Source organism: Bacillus sp. A260 (genome assembly GCF_009861435.1).
GTDB classification, from domain to species: Bacteria; Bacillota; Bacilli; order Bacillales; family Bacillaceae_G; genus Bacillus_A; species Bacillus_A cereus.
Genome location: NZ_CP046398.1, coordinates 3,957,429 through 3,975,254 on the forward strand (window position 1 = coordinate 3,957,429; position 17,826 = coordinate 3,975,254).

The following is a 17,826-nucleotide window of genomic DNA, read 5'->3' on the forward strand; positions in this document are numbered from 1 at the left end:
CCAAATCGGTAATCCTTTTTATATTTCTTGACTATCTATTCGCTTTCTTTCTTCTAAATAACAGAAGTAATCCCGCTCCAACAAACGCAAGACCAGCTCCAATTGTAGAAGCAATACTTGCACCTGTTTTCGGTAAATCACGTTCATCTTTTTCAGCTTCTTTATTTTCACTTACAGTTGTTGTTTCTTTTGTATTTTGATCATCTGTTGTAGTTTGTCCAGATCCAGTATTGTTTCCATCTTGCTTTGGTTCATTACCATTATTACCTTCTTCTGTTGGCGGTGTTGTTGGGTTTTCTCCATCACCTTTTGGTGGTGTCGTCGGATTTTCTCCATCACCTTTCGGCGGTGTTGTTGGGTTTCCTTCACCAGTTTCTTTATCATCATTTTTCTTCGTTATATCAATTGCATATTTCGCAAATTCATTTTCAGATGGTCCAACATATGAAATCTTTCCATCTTTCTTTATATACTTTTGTGCATTTGGTGAAGAATCAAATGTTGTATTTAATTTATCTGCAACAATCGGTTTAAATGTCCAATTTTGATCAGCTGCTGGATCAATATCTTTTATTTTTTGCATATACTTCACAATGATTTGACGTGTTTCATCTTGTGATTGGTATACAACTTCCCCTTTACTTACACCTGGGAACGTTTGGCTACTTCCACGATAGTTATTTGTAGCGACGATGAACTCTTGCTTGTCAGCTACTGGCTTACCTTCATATGTCATATTTACAATACGATTCGTATTTGCATTTACAACTTTTCCATCTTTATCGTATTTCGCCGGTTGTGTTACATCAATTTCGTATTTTAAGCCATCTAAAATATCAAAGTTATATGTAGGATACCCTATATTTACTAACGGCTGTTCTTCTGTTTTCTTTGGATCAATTTGATTAAACTGACCTGCAGACATTTCAAGCCATTCTTTCACTTGTGCCCCATTTACTTTTACAGCATATAACGTATTTGGATATACATATAAATCTGCAACGTTTTTAATCGCTAACGTTCCAGCTGGAATATCCGTATAATATGTAGCACCGTTTCGGCCACCTGCTTTAAATGGTGCGCCTGCAGATAAAACCGGAATATCTTTAATCTTTTCGTACTCTGGTTTTTTAAGTTCTTCTTCTACATACCATTTTTGCGCATTTGTCACAATTTGTACGGAAGGATCATCTTGTACTAATGAAAAATAACTATTAATTGGTGCTTTCGTTTCACCTACATGTGTATTTACATATTCGATTGTCTTTTCATGTTCATCTTTAATTTCATTAACTAATTTTTGATCAGATTCTACTAATGGGGTACCTTTACTATTAGCAATCGGGCGAAGTTGTGGCTTAGATTGATCTTTTTGCACTTCCCATTTTCCGTTTACCTTTTTCAATTGCATATCAATAATACCTAAGTTACTACCAAAAACACCCGGCATTACAACTGGAACACCATTAAATACATCCTTCACTTCAGTATGTGAATGTCCCATTAATACTGCATCTACGCCAGGAACTTGTGTTGCTAAATGATATGATGCATTTTCCATTTTATTCGCTTCTTTATATTCGCTCTTATCGACGCCTGAATGAGCCAATGCAACGATAATATCCGCACCCTCATCTTGCATTTTTTTCACCATTATTTTTGCTGTTGCGACGATGTCTTTCGCTTTTACTTTTCCTTCTAAGTTCGCTTTATCCCAGTTCATGATTTGTGGTGGAACAAATCCCATTACACCAATTTTCACTATTTGTTTTTGGCCTGCTTCATCCACTACTTCTTTCTTTAAAATATGATATGGTTTAAAATAATTTTCATCGTTCTCTTCCTTATCATCATGGTCAACTTTATATACATTCGAGTTAATAACCGGGAAATCCGTTTTTTCAATCACCTTGTTTAAATAATCTAAACCGTAGTTAAATTCATGATTCCCAAGAGAGATGACGTCATACTTCATTAAATTCATTACACGATATAATGGATGTGTATAACTAGGATCCACAGGATTCTTCGGATCTTTTATTTTATTCGCTACGTAATCCCCAAGCGGTGTCCCTTGTAATGCATCCCCATCATCAAATAGGACAGAGTTTTTCACTTCTTCACGTGCTTTATTAACGAGTGTTGCCGTTTGTACAAGACCTACTTTATTATCTGTTTTCGTTTGATAATAATCGTAATTCATTAAGTTAACGTGAATATCTGATGTTTCTAGAATTCGTAAGTTAACTGTACTCTCCCCAGTGTTCTCATCTGCATGAGCTGTTGCTGGCATTACTTGCGGTGCCATTACACCAATCGCAAGAGTTGCTCCAGCTAGCATTTTTTTTGACTTTTTCACAAAAAATCCCCCTTATACAATTACCAGAAATAATGAAATGAATCCCTATCTGTCTCTAACCACATACCTTTTTTCTTCTATTAGAGACACAATTTTCATTTCACCCTGCGCTAACGAGTAGTCCCCTTAAACGCCCGATTGATGAAGACTAACAATTAATAGGAAATAAAGCTCCCACTAATTAAAATTTCACCTTATCTGACATTATCATATATAAAGTTCTTTCCTATCGTCAATATTTTTTGACAAACTTCAACAAATTTTCTGTAAAGTTATTATAAACTTTTCATAAACATATAATATGCCCTTACATTGCTAATACTGCTGAATATGATACAATTACCAATTACAAGGAGGATGAATTTATGAAAAAAGTCATCTTAACAATTGTTTGTCTCCTCCTTCTGATCATTTCTTATTCTTATTTTGAAAAGAACGACGAGACAAAACAAAATGAACCCGAAGAAAAAACAGAAAAAACATCTACTCCAAGTTGGATTGATAAGCAAACAAACGATTCCTTTTATCATCTCGTACTAGGTGATTCGCTCGCCAAAGGATATGGATCAACACAAGGTGGATTTGCTGAATTAGCCTCTAAACAAATAGAAGCACAAATTCATAAACCAATTACTGTAGAAAACCTTGGGATAAACGGTCTTACAACAGATCGTCTCGCTAAAAAAGTTCAATCAGAAGATGTAAAGCAAAAAATTAGAGCAGCAAATATCATTACCATTAATATTGGAGGAAATAATTTATTTCGCTTAAATCGTGATGTCGGTGTTATAGACGGTATTAAAATGTTAAATAAAGAAAAAGCTCATTTTGAAGCGGATGTAAAAAATATTGTAAAGACAGTCCGAGATCAAAATCCGGATGCTTTACTCATTCTTTCTGAACTCTATAACCCGTTACAACTCGATGACTCCATCGCAAGTTATGCAGATATGTTTTTAGACGGCTGGAATGAATCCGTTTATTCCATTGCAAAAGTGAATCAACCATCTATCGTTTTGCCAATTCGTAAATTAATATCGAATGATAAAAAAGAATTGCTCTTTGACCAAGTACACCCAAATGATAAAGGCTATACGATTATTGCCGATTCATTTACAAAAAAAGTGTTGGCCTACAAATATTAAAATTCCCATGAAACAATTCTATTTTTATAACATGTCTTTTTTGTTACAATGAGAGTGGAAGGGGGCCTTTATATGGAATCACGCGAGTGGGAACGTATTGTTGATCATCTTCTTTCGCTAGTGCCTCTTTTTTATCGCAAATTTATGCTTCCTGGAGAATTTTCTTCTCAAAGACATATGCCGCCATCACATACACAAGTATTACTGCTTTTGCATGAAAACGGCACATTAGCAGTTTCCGAAATCGGCAAGCGGCTAGCGATTTCACGGCCTAACATGACACCTCTATTAAACAAACTTATTCAAGAAGAACTAATAGAGCGTCATTATAGCGAAAAAGATCGACGGGTCATTTTAATTTCTCTAACAGCTGAAGGGAAATTATTAGTAAATCAGTATCAGCAATTCATTTTAGACAAACTAAAAGAAAATTTCCAAACATTATCTGAGGAAGAGCGCGAAAAGCTCATTCATTCTCTTCAAACCATTCAAAATTTAATTTTGAAAACAAACGTATAAAGCTGCTTCTAAATAGAAGCAGCTTTATGATTCGTAATAATTACCATAGTACACATTGGAATATGGCCATGTTGTTAAATATGGTTTTTTTTCCTGTGTAGGCTGTTGTTGTGGTATTTGTGGTATTTGTGATAATTGCTGTAATTGTTGTTGCCGATATAATTCGTATTGTCTACTCGTATCATAAACCGGATAATAATTTACATATGGATATACTTGAGGTACGTAATAATAATACATTATCCTCTCCTCCTTTTTCTTAAACATATTCAAAGGAGAAAATGGATGTGACATTGTTTATAATTGTACAAGTGGTTCTCTCACTCGTTTCTTCCTTTTCTTCAAGCGTAACTTACGGTTCTTTTCGTATAAATAATGCACAACGAAATACGAAATGAGACCAAACACAACTCCTAAAATCGTCATTCCAATTAATACATACACTTCACTTTGTAATAAGCTCTTTAATATCGTAAAAATGTGACTTGAAAACAAGTCCGATATCTTAAATGGTTCATGATGAATTTTCTGTACATGAAATGGATAAATCATTTTTCCTAGCGCATACGCAAGCGGAAATAAAAATACTGGGAGAAACGATATTTTCCCAATAATATTGCCAATAACTGCCGCAGGAAAAGATCCCTTTGCTAACCTGACGATTGGATAAAATATTACATATACGAGCGATGCCGTATAAATGACTAACATTTCTAAGCCGAATCCTATAGCAAACCCTAACGATACTTTCTTTGCGCCTTCTGGCGATCGAAGCAACTTATAATATTGAAACTTTAATATTCTCCACATCCGCTGAAAAAACGAATATGTTTTCTTAGTTGTTTTCACCCTCATCATCTCTTTAACTATATTTTTATATGTAGTATGTCCTTACACACTCTGAAAAACAAATTTAGTTTTCTCTTTTATTATAAATGATATCGAAATGGTTAACTAAATATACATATGACATTTTAATATAAAAAAACCTCCCTTTTAGGAAGGCTCTTCTACATTTTTAAATAAACTCACTAATAACGCTTTTTGAGCATGCAATCGATTACCAGCTTGCTCAAAGACGATAGAATGTGGTCCATCTATAATTTCTCCTGTTACTTCTTCTTCACGATGGGCAGGTAAACAGTGTAAGAAACGATATGTTTGCTTCGCATGCTTAGCAAGTTCGTTATTGATTTGGTATGGCTGAAATAAAGAATATTTCTCTTCTTCGCCCTCTTGCCCCATGCTCATCCAAACGTCAGTATAAATGAAATCAGCTTCATTCACCGCTAATTCAGGATCATGCAAAACTTCAATTTCAGCTCCTGTTTCCTTGGCAATCGCTAACGCTTTTTTTACAATCTCTTCATTCGGTTCATATCCTACAGGCGTTGCAACAGTCATATGCATTCCGACTTTTGCACTCGCTAGCAACAATGAATGACATACATTATTTCCGTCACCTACGTAAGCCAATTTTATTCCTTTAAATGTATTTGTTTCTTCATATATCGTCATGAGGTCTGCCAATGCTTGACAAGGATGATGATCATCCGTTAAACCGTTAATAACAGGAATACTTGATTCTTTTGCAAGCTCTTCTACATCCGCGTGGGAGAATGTACGTATCATGATCCCGTCAATATACTGCGATAATACTTTCGCAGTATCTGAAACGGTTTCTCCTCTCCCCATTTGCATCTCTTTCCCACTTAAAAACATACCATGTCCCCCGAGCTGTACCATTCCCGCTTCAAAAGATACGCGAGTACGAGTTGAATGCTTATCAAAAATAAGCCCTAATATTTTGCCTTGTAATAAAGGCTCTTGCTTATTCTTTTTTAAATATATAGCGAACTCAATTAAAGAAATAATTTCTTCTTTCGTTAATTCTTCTAGTGTTAAAAGATCTTTCGTATTTAATTTCGGTACTTGTACAGTTGACATGAAACTTCCCCCTTATATGATTGATACGTTTTTTGTACAAACTACTTTTTTTATTATATATACTGCCTGTTCTAACTCTTCATTCGTGACAATGAGTGGCGGTAATAGTCTTATAACATTAGGGCCTGCTTGTAATACGAGAAGTCCTTCGTTTTCTAGTTGTTCTATAAAACTTGCAACTTCATGCTTACACTCAATCCCAATCATAAGCCCCTTACCACGTATATTTTGAATACATCCGACATGCTGTAATTCCTCTTGCAACTTCTCTAATACGTACTCGCCTTTTTCTTGTACTTCTTTTAAAAACGATGGTTTTTTACTCACTTGCAATACTTCTTTCGCTGCAGCCATCGCGATGTAATTCCCGCCAAAAGTTGAACCGTGTGATCCTGCAGTAAACGACGTTCCGAGCTCTTTCCCGCCAATCATCGCTCCGACAGGAATCCCATTCCCAAGTGCCTTTGCAACGGTAACGATATCAGGCTCTATTCCCACTTGTTCATAAGCGAATAGTGTTCCAGTTCTTCCTATCCCCGTTTGTACTTCGTCTATAATAAATAAGGAACCGAACTTATTACATAATGTTTCAATCTCTTTCAAAAAAGATAGATCAGCAGGTATTACTCCTCCCTCTCCTTGAACTACTTCTACCATTACCGCCGCAACTTCTTCATTCATTACTTCCTCTAATGCTTTAATATCGTTAAAAGGGATATGTAAAAAAGATGGAAGTAATGGACCAAATCCTTCTTTCACCTTATCTTGGCCTGTTGCACTCATCGTTCCAAATGTTCTACCGTGAAAAGACTGCTGGCATGTTACGACGAGAGATTTTCCAGTATGCTTACGTGCTAACTTTAAAGCCGCTTCATTTGCCTCTGCCCCACTATTACAGAAAAACACATAATCTAATGCTCTATTTTCTGTTAATAATGACGCAACTTCTTCTTGTAAGCTGTTTGTAAACAGGTTAGATATATGCCATATATCATCAAGTTGCTCTTGTACACCTTTGAGAACAGTAGGGTGACAATGTCCTAAATTACATACGCCAATTCCTGATGTGAAATCTAAATATTCCTTACCGTTATTATCAATAACTTTCGTTCCAGTTCCCTTTACAAACTCAATAGTTCTTCTGCCATACGTTTGAAAAAGATGACTCGTCATGCAATACTCACGCCTTTCGTTACCGTCGTTCCAATACACTCTCCCGTAACCTCAGTAAAATCTTTTGTACCATTCACAATACTTATCTTTTGCACTCCCATTTTTAATGATGCTAGTGCCGCCTGTACTTTCGGAATCATCCCACCTGTAATAACACCTGTTTCTATAAAAGTAGCAATTTCAGATTCATCCGTTTCCTTTACCAAATTCCCTTCATGTAATATTCCATCTACATCCGTAATAAAAATCAGCTCTTTTGCCCCTAACGCGGCCGCAATCCCAGCTGCAGCATTGTCCGCATTTATGTTATAAATTTCATTACCATTTACCCCGATTGGAGCAATAACAGGAATATACCCCATATTTATTAATCCTTTTAATAAGGCTGTTTCTACATAACTTACTTCTCCCACATATCCTATCTCCTCGCTGACAGGTTGAACTTGAAGTAAATTGCCGTCACACCCTGAACAACCTACAGCAAGTAAATTATGCTTTTGTAAATTCATTACGAGTTTTTTATTCATACTTCCGCATAGCACCATTTGAACAACATCCATAACTTCTTTTGGTGTTATCCGTAATCCATCTCTTTTTTCTACGTTGATGTTACAATCTTTTAATTTGGCATCAATTTCTGGTCCACCACCATGAACAATCACTACTTTATACTTCTGTTGCAATTTCTTTATACATTCAAAAAACACATCATTTAATTGATTCAACATACTACCGCCGCATTTCACTACAATATAATCGCTCATCTTCTCTCTCCTTATGTACGATAACAAGCATTTATTTTCACATATTCATAGCTTAAGTCACAGCCCCAAGCTGATCCTGTCTCTTCACCTAAGTGTAAGTACACATTAATGACTATTTCATCTTCTTGTAATCTCTCTTTCATTTCTTCTTCAGAAAATATTTGAGGCTCACTATTTTTTAATACCGATATAGATTGAAGAGTAATGTCAATTGTGTTCGGATTAATAACTACTTCACTTTGTCCAATACTGCTAATAATTCGCCCCCAGTTTGGGTCTTCACCATGTATTGCTGTTTTCACAAGACTCGAACCGACTATTTGCTTTGCAATTTTTTTTGCCTCTTCATTCGTTTGAGCTCCTAGCACATTTACTTCTATTAACTTCGTAGCTCCTTCACCATCTTGCGCAATTTTTTTCGCTAAATCTTCACATACCTTCTGTAAAGCACATACGAAAGTTTCCCAATCTGTATGTTCCATATTTATCGGTCTTGTTTCTGATAATGCACTTGCCATAACGATGACCATATCATTCGTAGAAGTATCTCCATCTACCGTAATTTGATTAAATGTATGATTCGTAATTTGGGATAACACTGTTTGCAATACGTCATGCTCTATATGAGCATCTGTCGTAATAAAACTAAGCATCGTTGCCATATTCGGATGAATCATCCCTGAACCTTTTGCAACACCCGCAATCGCCACTTTCTTCCCATCAATAATCATTTCATAACAAGTTTCTTTCGTGATAAGATCCGTCGTTAAAATTGCTTCAGAAAAACAATATGCTTCACTTTCTTCCTTCGTCGGTATAAGAGTTGCAACTCCCTTTCGGATTATATCCATCGGCAGTGGAACACCAATTACACCTGTTGAAGCTACTGCAACGTAATTTTCTTTCATCCCAAAATGTTCCGCCCCTAATGCGCGCATCTCGTATGCGTCTTGTAATCCTTTCATTCCAGTACAAGCATTTGCATTTCCACTATTAACGATAATTGCTTGTAACTTCCCTTCTGCCGTTATACTATCCTTCGTTACTTGCAAAGGAGCTGCTTGTATTTGATTCGTTGTATACACAGCGGCACATGATGCTGGTACATCACAAACGATGGCACCTAAATCCTTTTTCTCCTTTTTCAGACCATTTACAGTACCAATTGCCGAAAAGCCTTTAGGCGTTACAATTGAACCATTTTCTAATTTTGTAATAGACGCTACTTTAATCATCATGTCCCCCTTATAGATAAAGCGGCATATGTTGTAAACCTGTTGTCTCTTCTAGTCCCGCTATTATGTTTGCATTTTGAATCGCTTGCCCAGCCGCGCCTTTCATCATATTGTCTATAACAGAAACGACCGTAACTCTTTCAGTTCTTTCATCGTAAGCTATGCCAATATCACAATAATTTGAGCCTCTCACTTCTTTTGGACTTGGAAATTTCCCTTGCGTACAAATTCGGATGAAAGGCGATTGTTCATACGTTTCTTCATACAATTTTTGAAGTTGCTTTATTTCCATCTTTTGTTTTACTTTTGCATAAAGTGTAATCATAATTCCTCGTGATATCGGTATTAAATGTGTGCTAAATGTAATTGGCTGTGATTCACTATTCCATTCTGTAAGCATTTGCTCAATCTCTGGAACGTGCTGATGCTGGTTTACTTTATAGATATGTAAGTTATCGTATAGCTCAGGAAAATGAGTCATTGTTGTTGGTGTTTTTCCTGCTCCTGATACCCCTGATTTCGCATCAATAATAATCGAATCTTCTTCAATCATGCTACTACGTATTAACGGCGCTATCGCTAGCAATGTGGCTGTAGCAAAACATCCTGGGTTTGCAATTAAATTTGCCTTTTGAATCTCAGTCCTTTTCCATTCACTTAACCCATACACTGCTTTTCTAAGAATTTCTTCTTTCGCTGCTGGCCTTTTATACCACAGTTCATATGACGAAGGATCTATCATACGAAAGTCTCCAGATAGGTCAATTACTTTTAAACCTTCTGCTACTAACTTGGGAGTTAACTCCGCCGATACTCCTGCTGGGGTTGCTAGAAATACGATTTCTGCTTCTTTCCCTATTGTCTTCACATCAATTTCTTGTAACGTATGAAAAAGGACATTTCGAAGATGCGGATATACATTTGTTATACACTCACCAACTTGCGAAAAAGAATGAAGAGATGCTATCGAAAAATATGGATGTTGTTCTAATAAACGAATTAACTCAATGCCCCCATATCCAGTGGCTCCAATAATTGCGACTTTCATAAGTTCCTCCTCAAATCGATTCTTTAAATTAAGTATGATTATAATATTGTATATTTATAGAGTCAATTAAATATTTATAAATTTTTAAAAGTAAAAAAACTTAATTTTATTAGAAAAATAATATACTCAACCGAATTTTTATACAAAGATAGTGCATGGTAGTTTTTTTATTTCACTTCAAGTACAATAAAACAATACATACGTACATACAGGCGGGAAAAAATATGAACGAAAAATTAATTGAGAAAATGATTATAAAAAGTTTTCAGCAATATCAATGCAGTCCAATATCAAAAGAAGATCAGGAAATGCTAGTGAAACATATTCAAACGGTGACTCATTCAAATATTGAAATTGATTTATACGAGGAGATTGAGGATATTGTTTATGATTATGTGACTGGAAAACAATAAAAAATAGGAGATTTCCATGTGGAAATCTCCTATTTTTTACTTAATGATTTACCTGCTACACGTTCAAACAAACCTGGGAATAAAGCATAAAGTTTTGGGCCAATTCCCATCCACTTCGGTAAGTTTACTTCACGTTTTTTCGTGTGCATCGATTTTACGATTTGTTCTGCTACGTATGTTGGTTTTAACATGTAACGTCCCATATTCTTTACATATGTACCAGATTGATCCGCTATTTCAAAAAAGTTTGTATCTATCGGACCTGGATTAATTGCTGTAACATAAATATCTGTATTCGCTAATTCCATGCGTAAACTATTCGTAAATCCTAATACAGCATGTTTCGTTGCTGCATACGCACTTGATTTCGGAGTTGCAATTTTTCCGGCAAGTGAAGCAATATTAATAATATGTCCTTCGTTCTTGTTTACCATATAAGGTAGTACCGCTTTCGTACATGCTACTAATCCAAATACATTTACTTGGAACATATCTTTTACTTCACCCATTGACGCATCTTCAAACGTTTTAAAAATACCAAATCCCGCATTGTTTACTAATATATCAATACGTCCCACTTCTTGTAATACCTTTGAAAAAACAGACTGTACTTCCATCTCTTCACTTACATCTAATACATAATAATAGCAAGGCGTATTATAAGTTTCTTTAATTTTATCTACTAACACTTGTAGTTTCTCTTCTGTTCGAGCCATTAATACTGGCGTCGCTCCCTGTGCTGCAACTTGCATTGCAACTTGCTCACCAATCCCACTAGAAGCACCTGTAATGACGATTACTTTATTTTGTAAACGTCCTGTCATTGCTGTCACCTACTTTGCATAATAAATCAATTGTTGCGATGACTCATCAATCATCACTTGTTGATTATATGCTAAATAGTCCAATTGTCCAACCGTTTCTGAAATAGTAAGTGGTAATTGTTCTTTATATAATACCGGAAATAGTTTTACACATACTTCAAATGCTGTCATTGGTTTTTCCTTTAATAATTCAAGCACTTTAAAAGCACGTGTTTCTTGCTTTTGTAATCTCGTTTCAATAAGTTGTTTCACATTTAGAACATCTTCCCCATGCCCTGATAAAATGCGTGAAATATTCATTTCGCTTAAACGCTGTAATGTTTGATTATATTGTAGTAATGGGCGTGCCCGCTCTGTTTGCCCTTCATATGGTGGTTCTAGTATTGGATTCGAAGAAATATGACTAATGAGAGCATCTCCACCAATTAATATTCCATCAGATTCTCTATATAAAGAAATATGAGTAGAAGCATGACCTGGTGTTTCAAGTACTGTAAATCCAGGCAAAGAATCAATACGATCTCCTTCTCTCACAGTATGCGTTAACGATCTATTACAAGAATATTTAAGTGTCCTCGTCGTCAATAACGACTCGTCTTTCAAAAATGCTGCTGGCACACCAAACTGTAAGGCCGTCTCTCTAAAAAATTCATGATACCGCTTTAAAAATTCTGGATTTTGTGTAATCCAAGGCTCATTCCAAGGATGTCCAATAATATTCGTCTTCTCAGAAAATATATTTAAAAGTCCACAATGATCTGCATGATGATGCGTAATGACTACTGTTTCAATATCTTCTATCGTATGTCCTAATGCACCTAATTGACTTTCTAACGCATTCCTTGCCTCTTCTGTATTCGTCCCTGTATCAATTAATGTTAATGTCTCCCCCTCAACTAAAAACACATTCACAGTTTCCACTGCAAATGGTACAGGAATCTCCATTCGGTGAATCGCCGTCATGCTTAGCCCCCCTGTCTCTTTCCGGTTCAAAAATGAATACTTCTTCAGTTTACAACTTCTATATATATTTGTCATTATTTTCAGATAAAAAGAGGTGTTTCCTATAAAAAAACGAATGTATGTACATTTATAAGAATTTCTAACCAAAATTAAAGGAGGAACATCATGTCTATTCAAAACATTTCCTTTCTCGGTGCAGGCTCTATTGCCGAAGCTATTATTGGTGGCTTGTTACATGCAAATGTCGTTAAAGGTGAACAAATTACTGTAAGTAATCGTTCTAACGAGACAAGATTACAAGAGCTACATAAAAAATACGGTGTCAAAGGTACTCATAATAAAAAAGAATTACTTACTGATGCAAATATTCTTTTTCTAGCAATGAAACCAAAGGATGTTGCAGAGGCGCTTACCCCTTTTAAAGAATACATAAATAATAACGTGCTTATTATTTCATTACTAGCAGGTGTTTCTACTGACTCAATTAGAAAACTACTTCAAAAAGACGTTCCAATTATTCGTGCAATGCCAAATACATCCGCAGCCATTTTAAAATCAGCTACCGCTATCTCCCCTTCAAAACATGCAACAGCGGAGCATATTCGCACTGCAACATCTTTATTTGAAACGATTGGTCTCGTCTCTGTTGTAGAGGAAGAAGATATGCATGCTGTCACTGCATTATCCGGAAGTGGACCTGCTTATATTTATTACGTAGTGGAAGCTATGGAAGAAGCTGCAAAAAAAATCGGTTTAAAAGAAGATGTTGCAAAATCACTTATTCTTCAAACGATGATTGGTGCTGCTGAAATGCTAAAAGCAAGTGACAAACACCCTTCTATTTTGAGAAAGGAAATTACTTCTCCTGGTGGAACTACCGAAGCAGGTATTGAAGTATTACAAGAACATAAATTTCAACAAGCACTTATTTCTTGTATTACACAGGCAACGAAACGATCACATAATCTTGGAAAAACATTAGAACAACTAACAAAAGAAAAATAGAAAAAGGAGCTCAAGTTTATTTGAGCTCCTTTTTCTATAATTACACTTAGTTATTGTTCTTCCCAAAAATCTCTTCTTGCAGGCGACGACCAGTCGGCGTTGCTGCAAGTCCACCTTCTGCTGTTTCACGAAGTGCTACTGGCATCGTTTGTCCGATTCTAAACATTGCCTCAATTACTTCATCACATGGAATTGTACTCGTTACACCAGCTAATGCTAAATCTGCTGAAATCATCGCATTCGCAGCTCCTGCTGCATTACGTTTTACACAAGGTACTTCTACAAGTCCTGCAACAGGATCACACACTAAACCAAGCATGTTCTTTAATGAAATTGCCATCGCTGTAGCTGCTTGATCTTGTGTTCCACCAGCCATCTCAACTGCGGCTGCAGCCGCCATTCCACTTGCTGAACCAACTTCAGCTTGGCATCCTCCCGCTGCACCAGAAATACAAGCGTTATTCGCAACAACCATACCGAAAGCTCCTGCTGTAAATAAGAATTCAATCATTTCTTCACGTGTAGGCTGCAATTTTTCTCTTAGTGCAAATAGTACACCTGGCACTGTTCCAGCAGACCCTGCTGTTGGTGTTGCACAAATAATTCCCATCGCCGCGTTTACTTCATTTGTTGCAACAGCTTTGCTTACTGCGTCCAAAATCGTATCTCCTGATAAGCCTTTTCCACTCTTCATATACGCTTGAACTTTTACAGCATCTCCACCAGTTAAACCAGTTGGTGATTTCACGCCGCGAATACCACGTTCTACTGCTTGCTCCATCACGACTAAGTTCTTTTCCATACCAGCAATTACTTCTTCACGTGAAATACTTCTTGTTTCCATTTCACATTGAATCATAATTTCTGCGATTTTTACATTTTGTTCTTTAGCTTGCGCCACTAGTTCCGCTGCGTTCCGAAACATGGTGTGTCCCCCCTGCAATTATTCCATAATAGTTACTTGACAAATATTTTGTTGCGCTTTTATTTCTTCAATCACTTCATCTGCTAATAATTCATCTGTTTCAATGACCATAAGCGCTCTTCTTCCTTTTTCTTTACGAGAAACACTCATTGTACTAATGTTAATCTCATGTTTCGCAAGGATTGAAGCTACCGCTGCAATAGCACCGAAGCGATCGTTATTTACAATAAGTAGTGCTGGGCTCGTGCCTGATAATTGAAGATCGAATCCGTTTAATTCTACAACTTCAATTTTACCGCCACCAATTGAGCAAGCAACAACTTCAATTTCATCTTCACCTTTATACAAACGAATTCTCGCTGTATTTGGGTGAGGTGCATTGGCATCTTCTTCAATGAATTCCACTTCAATTTCGCGCTCTTTTGCTATTTCTAGCGCCTCTGGAATACGTAAGTCATCTGTTTCAAATCCTAATATTCCACCGATTAGTGCTACATCCGTACCATGCCCTCGATACGTCTTTGCAAATGATCCATATAACGAAATGCTTACTCTTTCTGGTTCATGACGAAACAGCTGGCGAGCAACTTGCCCCATTCTTGCTGCGCCTGCTGTATGTGAACTTGATGGTCCAATCATAACTGGACCGATAATATCAAATACTGAGCGATACTTCATCATAACTCCCCCTAAACCTCTATGAAAAAATTTATTCTACTATTCTATTAAGCTGCTACATCTATCGCTTTTCCAGTTGTACCACGAATTTGTTCTGCTGTACGAATTGGATAGTTTTTGAATAAAAGTAATCCAATATAACCTGAAATAATACCAGTTATCATAATACATAAGAATCTTAGCATTATTTTCATTTAAAAATGATACAAGATAATCCAGAATAAAGTCTGGTAGCAATCCAAAGTTTAACACAGAAGCCATTGCAAGCATAGCATAAACAAGTGATATAACCATTGCTAATGCAACTAAATTTGCACCCGCTATTCCGCCTAGACTACCTGCTGATGTTCTGAACTCTTTTAAAGAGTGGTGTACCAATTAAATCTCCACCACCTTATTAATAAAAAGCTTCTACTAAGGAACTCGCAATAGCTACACTTGCTAATCATATCGTTTAGCTAAAAAGTGAAAAAGACTTATGACAAATAATAGTAATATCTTTCCTATTATAATTCTCGTGTTACTCTCTCATGATTTAGTCAACTTCACTTGTTACGATAATGACTAAAATACATGCGACTTATCATAAATTATAATCTGCCCTCATTATAGCTTGTTTTTTATAAAACGCTTACTTTTGTTGAATTTTAAAAGTTCTGAATAAAATTCCATTTCTGCTATTTGTATCACTTGTATGTCATCTGACTTATATAACAGTTTTTCTAAATAATCATTATTTCGTATTTTTATCCTATATATTCAAAGCATCCTAATTTTCTGTATCATCCAAGTATAAGTATAAAATAATAACAGTTTTATTTTTAAATTTTTTTAGACATAAAAAAATGGTAACCCACCGTTACCATTTTTTACAAAATTATTATTTTTCTACTGGGAATGATTTCAAATCTGTCGCTATTTCTGTATTAGAAAACAACTCTCTAGCCTCTTTCAATAATTCCTTATATGTATCTCCTTGATAGCGAGAACTAATGTGAGTTAATATTAGTCGCTTCGCATTTGCCTGAAGTGCAATGCTCGCAGCTTGCTTAGATGTAGAATGAAAATAATCATACGCTTGTTGCTCATCTTCTGCTGCGAAAGTCGCTTCATGGACAAGTACATCTGCATCTTGCGCAAGCTCCCTACTCGCTTCGCAATATCGCGTATCACCTAAGATAGTAATAATTCTTCCTTTTTGAGGTGGGCCGATAAACTCATTTCCATTTAATATCGTGCCATCCTCTAATTCAACTACTTCACCATCTTTTAAACGTTTAAAGATTGGACCTGGTTTCACACCCATCTCAAGCAACTTATCAACTAAAAGAGCACCTTGTATATCTTTCTCTACAATACGATATCCAAAGCATTCTATACCGTGTGACAATCTTTTCGTTTCTACATAAAATTCATTATCTTCAAATACGGTACCTTCTTCTGTTATCTCCACAACTTCAAGTGGATATTTCACATGTGTCGTACTTATCGATAATGCCACTTCAATAAATTGTTTAATTCCTTTCGGTCCATACACCGTTAAAGGCGTAGTTCCTCCTTGAAATGAACGGCTACCTAATAAACCAGGCAATCCAAAAATATGATCGCCATGTAAATGCGTAATAAATATTTTTTCAATGCGGCGCGGACGTACAGATGTATGTAATATTTGATGTTGCGTGGCCTCGCCACAATCAAATAACCAAGTTTGTCCTCGTTCTTCTAACAATTGTAAAGCAATTGCTGAAACGTTCCTTCCTTTTGAAGGAACACCTGCACCAGTTCCTAAAAATACAAATTCCACTTTCTTTCCTCCAGCTCTAAATATACTCTATCTCTCATCTTACGGAATGTTATTTCAAATGGCAAATTGAATTTACATAACCAAACATCTAGACAACTATATAACACGAACGTTATACTCAAAAAATTTAGCTATCGTTCGTGTTTTGTGTTAAAATAATTATACTACATTTTAAGGGAGCGTTTTATTATGAAAGAAGTATTTCGTTTACAAACTGATTTTTCATCTTCATTTGATCGCTGGGTAAGTTCTTTCGTGTCTGATCACCCAGCACAATTAGAATGGACAACTTTAAAGGAATTAATCCATGAATATACAACATCACATACAAATGATACGTTACCAGCATATATTTCTTCAGCTTTAACATATTACGCCCAACGTGTTTCAACTACAAACAGTTCAGAGATTGTTATATTTGAAAACCCTACAATCTCGTAATTTATAATAAAAAAGCACTGGTTACAGTGCTTTTTTATTTATACTTATTTAGCAAATGATTATATTCCGTCCAAAAGTCTGTATACATACTTTGATCAAACTCATCTAAAATTATCTTTTCACTTGATTTATTGAATAACTCTTTTGCTTGTAGCGCAAAAGAAACAATTTGTTTTCTATTTTTGATTCTCAATATTTATAATAAAATTTTGTGGTACCATTACAAATTCCCCTTTTATAAAAATATTTATTTTCCATATTATTCATAATCAATATCATACATTTCATCCCATATATCTATTATAAATCCATTTAATATTTTAAAAACACAGATAAAAAGATATTGACACTACGATTTTACAGTGCTAACATTCAACATGTAATTGAATATGGTCTCTGTTAGGTGAGGCTCCTGTATAGAGAAACGCTGCTGCCCAAAAATGTCGAGAGACGCCAATGGGTCAACAGGAAAGGTCGGAATGAAGGCCTTTTTTAATGTAGCTGGTTTCAGTACCTATGCTATACAGTGCTAAAACTCAACGAGGGAGAGGTGCATGTATTTTGTCATACACAAAAACTGTTT

18 protein-coding genes, 1 pseudogene and 1 riboswitch are annotated in these 17,826 nt (G+C 35.7%); of the genes and pseudogenes, 5 read left to right on the top strand and 14 right to left on the bottom strand.

Translation table 11 applies throughout. The features are described from left to right. Window positions 1–31: 31 nt before the first annotated feature. Window positions 32–2,359, bottom strand: coding sequence for a bifunctional 2',3'-cyclic-nucleotide 2'-phosphodiesterase/3'-nucleotidase (cpdB, locus tag GD442_RS19895; RefSeq protein WP_000748668.1), 2,328 nt, complete (start codon window positions 2,357–2,359; stop codon window positions 32–34). Between the two features lie 365 nt (window positions 2,360–2,724). Between cpdB and GD442_RS19900 the strand changes: the two genes are divergently transcribed. Next, on the top strand, window positions 2,725–3,504 hold the full coding sequence (locus GD442_RS19900) for a GDSL-type esterase/lipase family protein (protein ID WP_000755838.1): 780 nt from the start codon (window positions 2,725–2,727) through the stop codon (window positions 3,502–3,504). 72 nt (window positions 3,505–3,576) lie between these two features. After that, window positions 3,577–4,023 (top strand): MarR family winged helix-turn-helix transcriptional regulator, encoded by a 447-nt coding sequence (locus GD442_RS19905; protein ID WP_000445819.1) that lies wholly within the window; start codon window positions 3,577–3,579, stop codon window positions 4,021–4,023. A gap of 24 nt (window positions 4,024–4,047) precedes the next feature. Here the strand turns inward: GD442_RS19905 and GD442_RS19910 are convergent, their stop codons facing one another. From GD442_RS19910 to argC, 7 genes are all read right to left on the bottom strand, one after another. Further along, window positions 4,048–4,263, bottom strand: a complete 216-nt coding sequence (locus GD442_RS19910) for a hypothetical protein (RefSeq protein WP_000291955.1) — start codon at window positions 4,261–4,263, stop codon at window positions 4,048–4,050. A gap of 57 nt (window positions 4,264–4,320) precedes the next feature. Continuing rightward, complete coding sequence (locus GD442_RS19915; RefSeq protein ID WP_002026296.1) at window positions 4,321–4,881, bottom strand: DUF2062 domain-containing protein; 561 nt, start codon at window positions 4,879–4,881, stop codon at window positions 4,321–4,323. Window positions 4,882–5,019: 138 nt separating this feature from the next. Beyond that, window positions 5,020–5,970: an ornithine carbamoyltransferase gene (gene argF, locus GD442_RS19920; RefSeq protein WP_048538476.1), complete on the bottom strand. Its 951-nt coding sequence runs from the start codon at window positions 5,968–5,970 to the stop codon at window positions 5,020–5,022. A gap of 12 nt (window positions 5,971–5,982) precedes the next feature. Next, the gene (locus tag GD442_RS19925) at window positions 5,983–7,143 is read right to left on the bottom strand and encodes an acetylornithine transaminase (RefSeq protein ID WP_000200553.1); all 1,161 of its coding nucleotides are present in this window, start codon (window positions 7,141–7,143) and stop codon (window positions 5,983–5,985) included. After that, on the bottom strand, window positions 7,140–7,907 hold the full coding sequence (gene argB, locus GD442_RS19930; RefSeq protein WP_001286795.1) for an acetylglutamate kinase: 768 nt from the start codon (window positions 7,905–7,907) through the stop codon (window positions 7,140–7,142). The genes GD442_RS19925 and argB overlap by 4 nt, the downstream gene beginning before the upstream one ends. A gap of 11 nt (window positions 7,908–7,918) precedes the next feature. Beyond that, a complete protein-coding gene (gene argJ / locus GD442_RS19935) occupies window positions 7,919–9,142 on the bottom strand; it encodes a bifunctional glutamate N-acetyltransferase/amino-acid acetyltransferase ArgJ (RefSeq protein WP_000598391.1) in 1,224 nt (407 codons plus the stop codon). Between the two features lie 10 nt (window positions 9,143–9,152). Beyond that, window positions 9,153–10,190 (bottom strand): N-acetyl-gamma-glutamyl-phosphate reductase, encoded by a 1,038-nt coding sequence (gene argC, locus GD442_RS19940; RefSeq protein ID WP_000861245.1) that lies wholly within the window; start codon window positions 10,188–10,190, stop codon window positions 9,153–9,155. Window positions 10,191–10,414: 224 nt separating this feature from the next. Here argC and GD442_RS19945 point away from each other — a divergent pair, with 224 nt between their 5' ends. After that, window positions 10,415–10,603: a YqzH family protein gene (locus tag GD442_RS19945; RefSeq protein ID WP_001003222.1), complete on the top strand. Its 189-nt coding sequence runs from the start codon at window positions 10,415–10,417 to the stop codon at window positions 10,601–10,603. A gap of 29 nt (window positions 10,604–10,632) precedes the next feature. Here the strand turns inward: GD442_RS19945 and GD442_RS19950 are convergent, their stop codons facing one another. Then, entirely contained in the window at window positions 10,633–11,427 is a 795-nt protein-coding gene (locus GD442_RS19950) for an SDR family NAD(P)-dependent oxidoreductase (RefSeq protein ID WP_000147797.1), read from the bottom strand. A 9-nt stretch (window positions 11,428–11,436) separates the two neighbouring features. Then, window positions 11,437–12,390 carry an MBL fold metallo-hydrolase gene (locus GD442_RS19955; protein ID WP_000125119.1) on the bottom strand — a complete coding sequence of 318 codons (954 nt, stop codon included), beginning with the start codon at window positions 12,388–12,390 and terminating at the stop codon, window positions 11,437–11,439. A gap of 165 nt (window positions 12,391–12,555) precedes the next feature. Here GD442_RS19955 and proI point away from each other — a divergent pair, with 165 nt between their 5' ends. After that, complete coding sequence (gene proI, locus GD442_RS19960) at window positions 12,556–13,395, top strand: pyrroline-5-carboxylate reductase ProI (RefSeq protein WP_000027249.1); 840 nt, start codon at window positions 12,556–12,558, stop codon at window positions 13,393–13,395. A gap of 46 nt (window positions 13,396–13,441) precedes the next feature. On the opposite strand, the gene sdaAA is transcribed toward proI, so the two are convergent. The 3 genes from sdaAA to rnz form a co-directional block, all read right to left on the bottom strand. Further along, entirely contained in the window at window positions 13,442–14,320 is an 879-nt protein-coding gene (gene sdaAA, locus GD442_RS19965) for an L-serine ammonia-lyase, iron-sulfur-dependent, subunit alpha (RefSeq protein WP_000489461.1), read from the bottom strand. A gap of 18 nt (window positions 14,321–14,338) precedes the next feature. Next, complete coding sequence (gene sdaAB / locus GD442_RS19970; protein ID WP_000877445.1) at window positions 14,339–14,998, bottom strand: L-serine ammonia-lyase, iron-sulfur-dependent subunit beta; 660 nt, start codon at window positions 14,996–14,998, stop codon at window positions 14,339–14,341. 880 nt (window positions 14,999–15,878) lie between these two features. Beyond that, a complete protein-coding gene (gene rnz, locus GD442_RS19980) occupies window positions 15,879–16,802 on the bottom strand; it encodes a ribonuclease Z (RefSeq protein ID WP_000397439.1) in 924 nt (307 codons plus the stop codon). A 189-nt stretch (window positions 16,803–16,991) separates the two neighbouring features. Between rnz and GD442_RS19985 the strand changes: the two genes are divergently transcribed. Further along, window positions 16,992–17,243 carry a DUF3932 family protein gene (locus GD442_RS19985; RefSeq protein ID WP_000665709.1) on the top strand — a complete coding sequence of 84 codons (252 nt, stop codon included), beginning with the start codon at window positions 16,992–16,994 and terminating at the stop codon, window positions 17,241–17,243. 34 nt (window positions 17,244–17,277) lie between these two features. Here GD442_RS19985 and GD442_RS19990 read toward each other — a convergent pair. Further along, window positions 17,278–17,421, bottom strand: a pseudogene (locus GD442_RS19990) (DNA polymerase IV); the annotation flags it as partial. Between the two features lie 210 nt (window positions 17,422–17,631). Then, window positions 17,632–17,799, top strand: a riboswitch (M-box (ykoK) riboswitch). Window positions 17,800–17,826: the final 27 nt, after the last annotated feature.

What these genes read in the sequence shown, in the direction of transcription:
- GD442_RS19900 (WP_000755838.1), top strand. Translation starts at nt 2,725, where the DNA reads ATGAAAAAAGTCATCTTAACAATTGTTTGTCTCCTCCTTCTGATCATT.
- GD442_RS19905 (WP_000445819.1), top strand. Translation starts at nt 3,577, where the DNA reads ATGGAATCACGCGAGTGGGAACGTATTGTTGATCATCTTCTTTCGCTA.
- GD442_RS19910 (WP_000291955.1), bottom strand. Translation starts at nt 4,263, where the DNA reads ATGTATTATTATTACGTACCTCAAGTATATCCATATGTAAATTATTAT.
- GD442_RS19915 (WP_002026296.1), bottom strand. Translation starts at nt 4,881, where the DNA reads ATGATGAGGGTGAAAACAACTAAGAAAACATATTCGTTTTTTCAGCGG.
- argF (WP_048538476.1), bottom strand. Translation starts at nt 5,970, where the DNA reads ATGTCAACTGTACAAGTACCGAAATTAAATACGAAAGATCTTTTAACA.
- GD442_RS19925 (WP_000200553.1), bottom strand. Translation starts at nt 7,143, where the DNA reads ATGACGAGTCATCTTTTTCAAACGTATGGCAGAAGAACTATTGAGTTT.
- argB (WP_001286795.1), bottom strand. Translation starts at nt 7,907, where the DNA reads ATGAGCGATTATATTGTAGTGAAATGCGGCGGTAGTATGTTGAATCAA.
- argJ (WP_000598391.1), bottom strand. Translation starts at nt 9,142, where the DNA reads ATGATTAAAGTAGCGTCTATTACAAAATTAGAAAATGGTTCAATTGTA.
- argC (WP_000861245.1), bottom strand. Translation starts at nt 10,190, where the DNA reads ATGAAAGTCGCAATTATTGGAGCCACTGGATATGGGGGCATTGAGTTA.
- GD442_RS19945 (WP_001003222.1), top strand. Translation starts at nt 10,415, where the DNA reads ATGAACGAAAAATTAATTGAGAAAATGATTATAAAAAGTTTTCAGCAA.
- GD442_RS19950 (WP_000147797.1), bottom strand. Translation starts at nt 11,427, where the DNA reads ATGACAGGACGTTTACAAAATAAAGTAATCGTCATTACAGGTGCTTCT.
- GD442_RS19955 (WP_000125119.1), bottom strand. Translation starts at nt 12,390, where the DNA reads ATGACGGCGATTCACCGAATGGAGATTCCTGTACCATTTGCAGTGGAA.
- proI (WP_000027249.1), top strand. Translation starts at nt 12,556, where the DNA reads ATGTCTATTCAAAACATTTCCTTTCTCGGTGCAGGCTCTATTGCCGAA.
- sdaAA (WP_000489461.1), bottom strand. Translation starts at nt 14,320, where the DNA reads ATGTTTCGGAACGCAGCGGAACTAGTGGCGCAAGCTAAAGAACAAAAT.
- sdaAB (WP_000877445.1), bottom strand. Translation starts at nt 14,998, where the DNA reads ATGAAGTATCGCTCAGTATTTGATATTATCGGTCCAGTTATGATTGGA.
- GD442_RS19985 (WP_000665709.1), top strand. Translation starts at nt 16,992, where the DNA reads ATGAAAGAAGTATTTCGTTTACAAACTGATTTTTCATCTTCATTTGAT.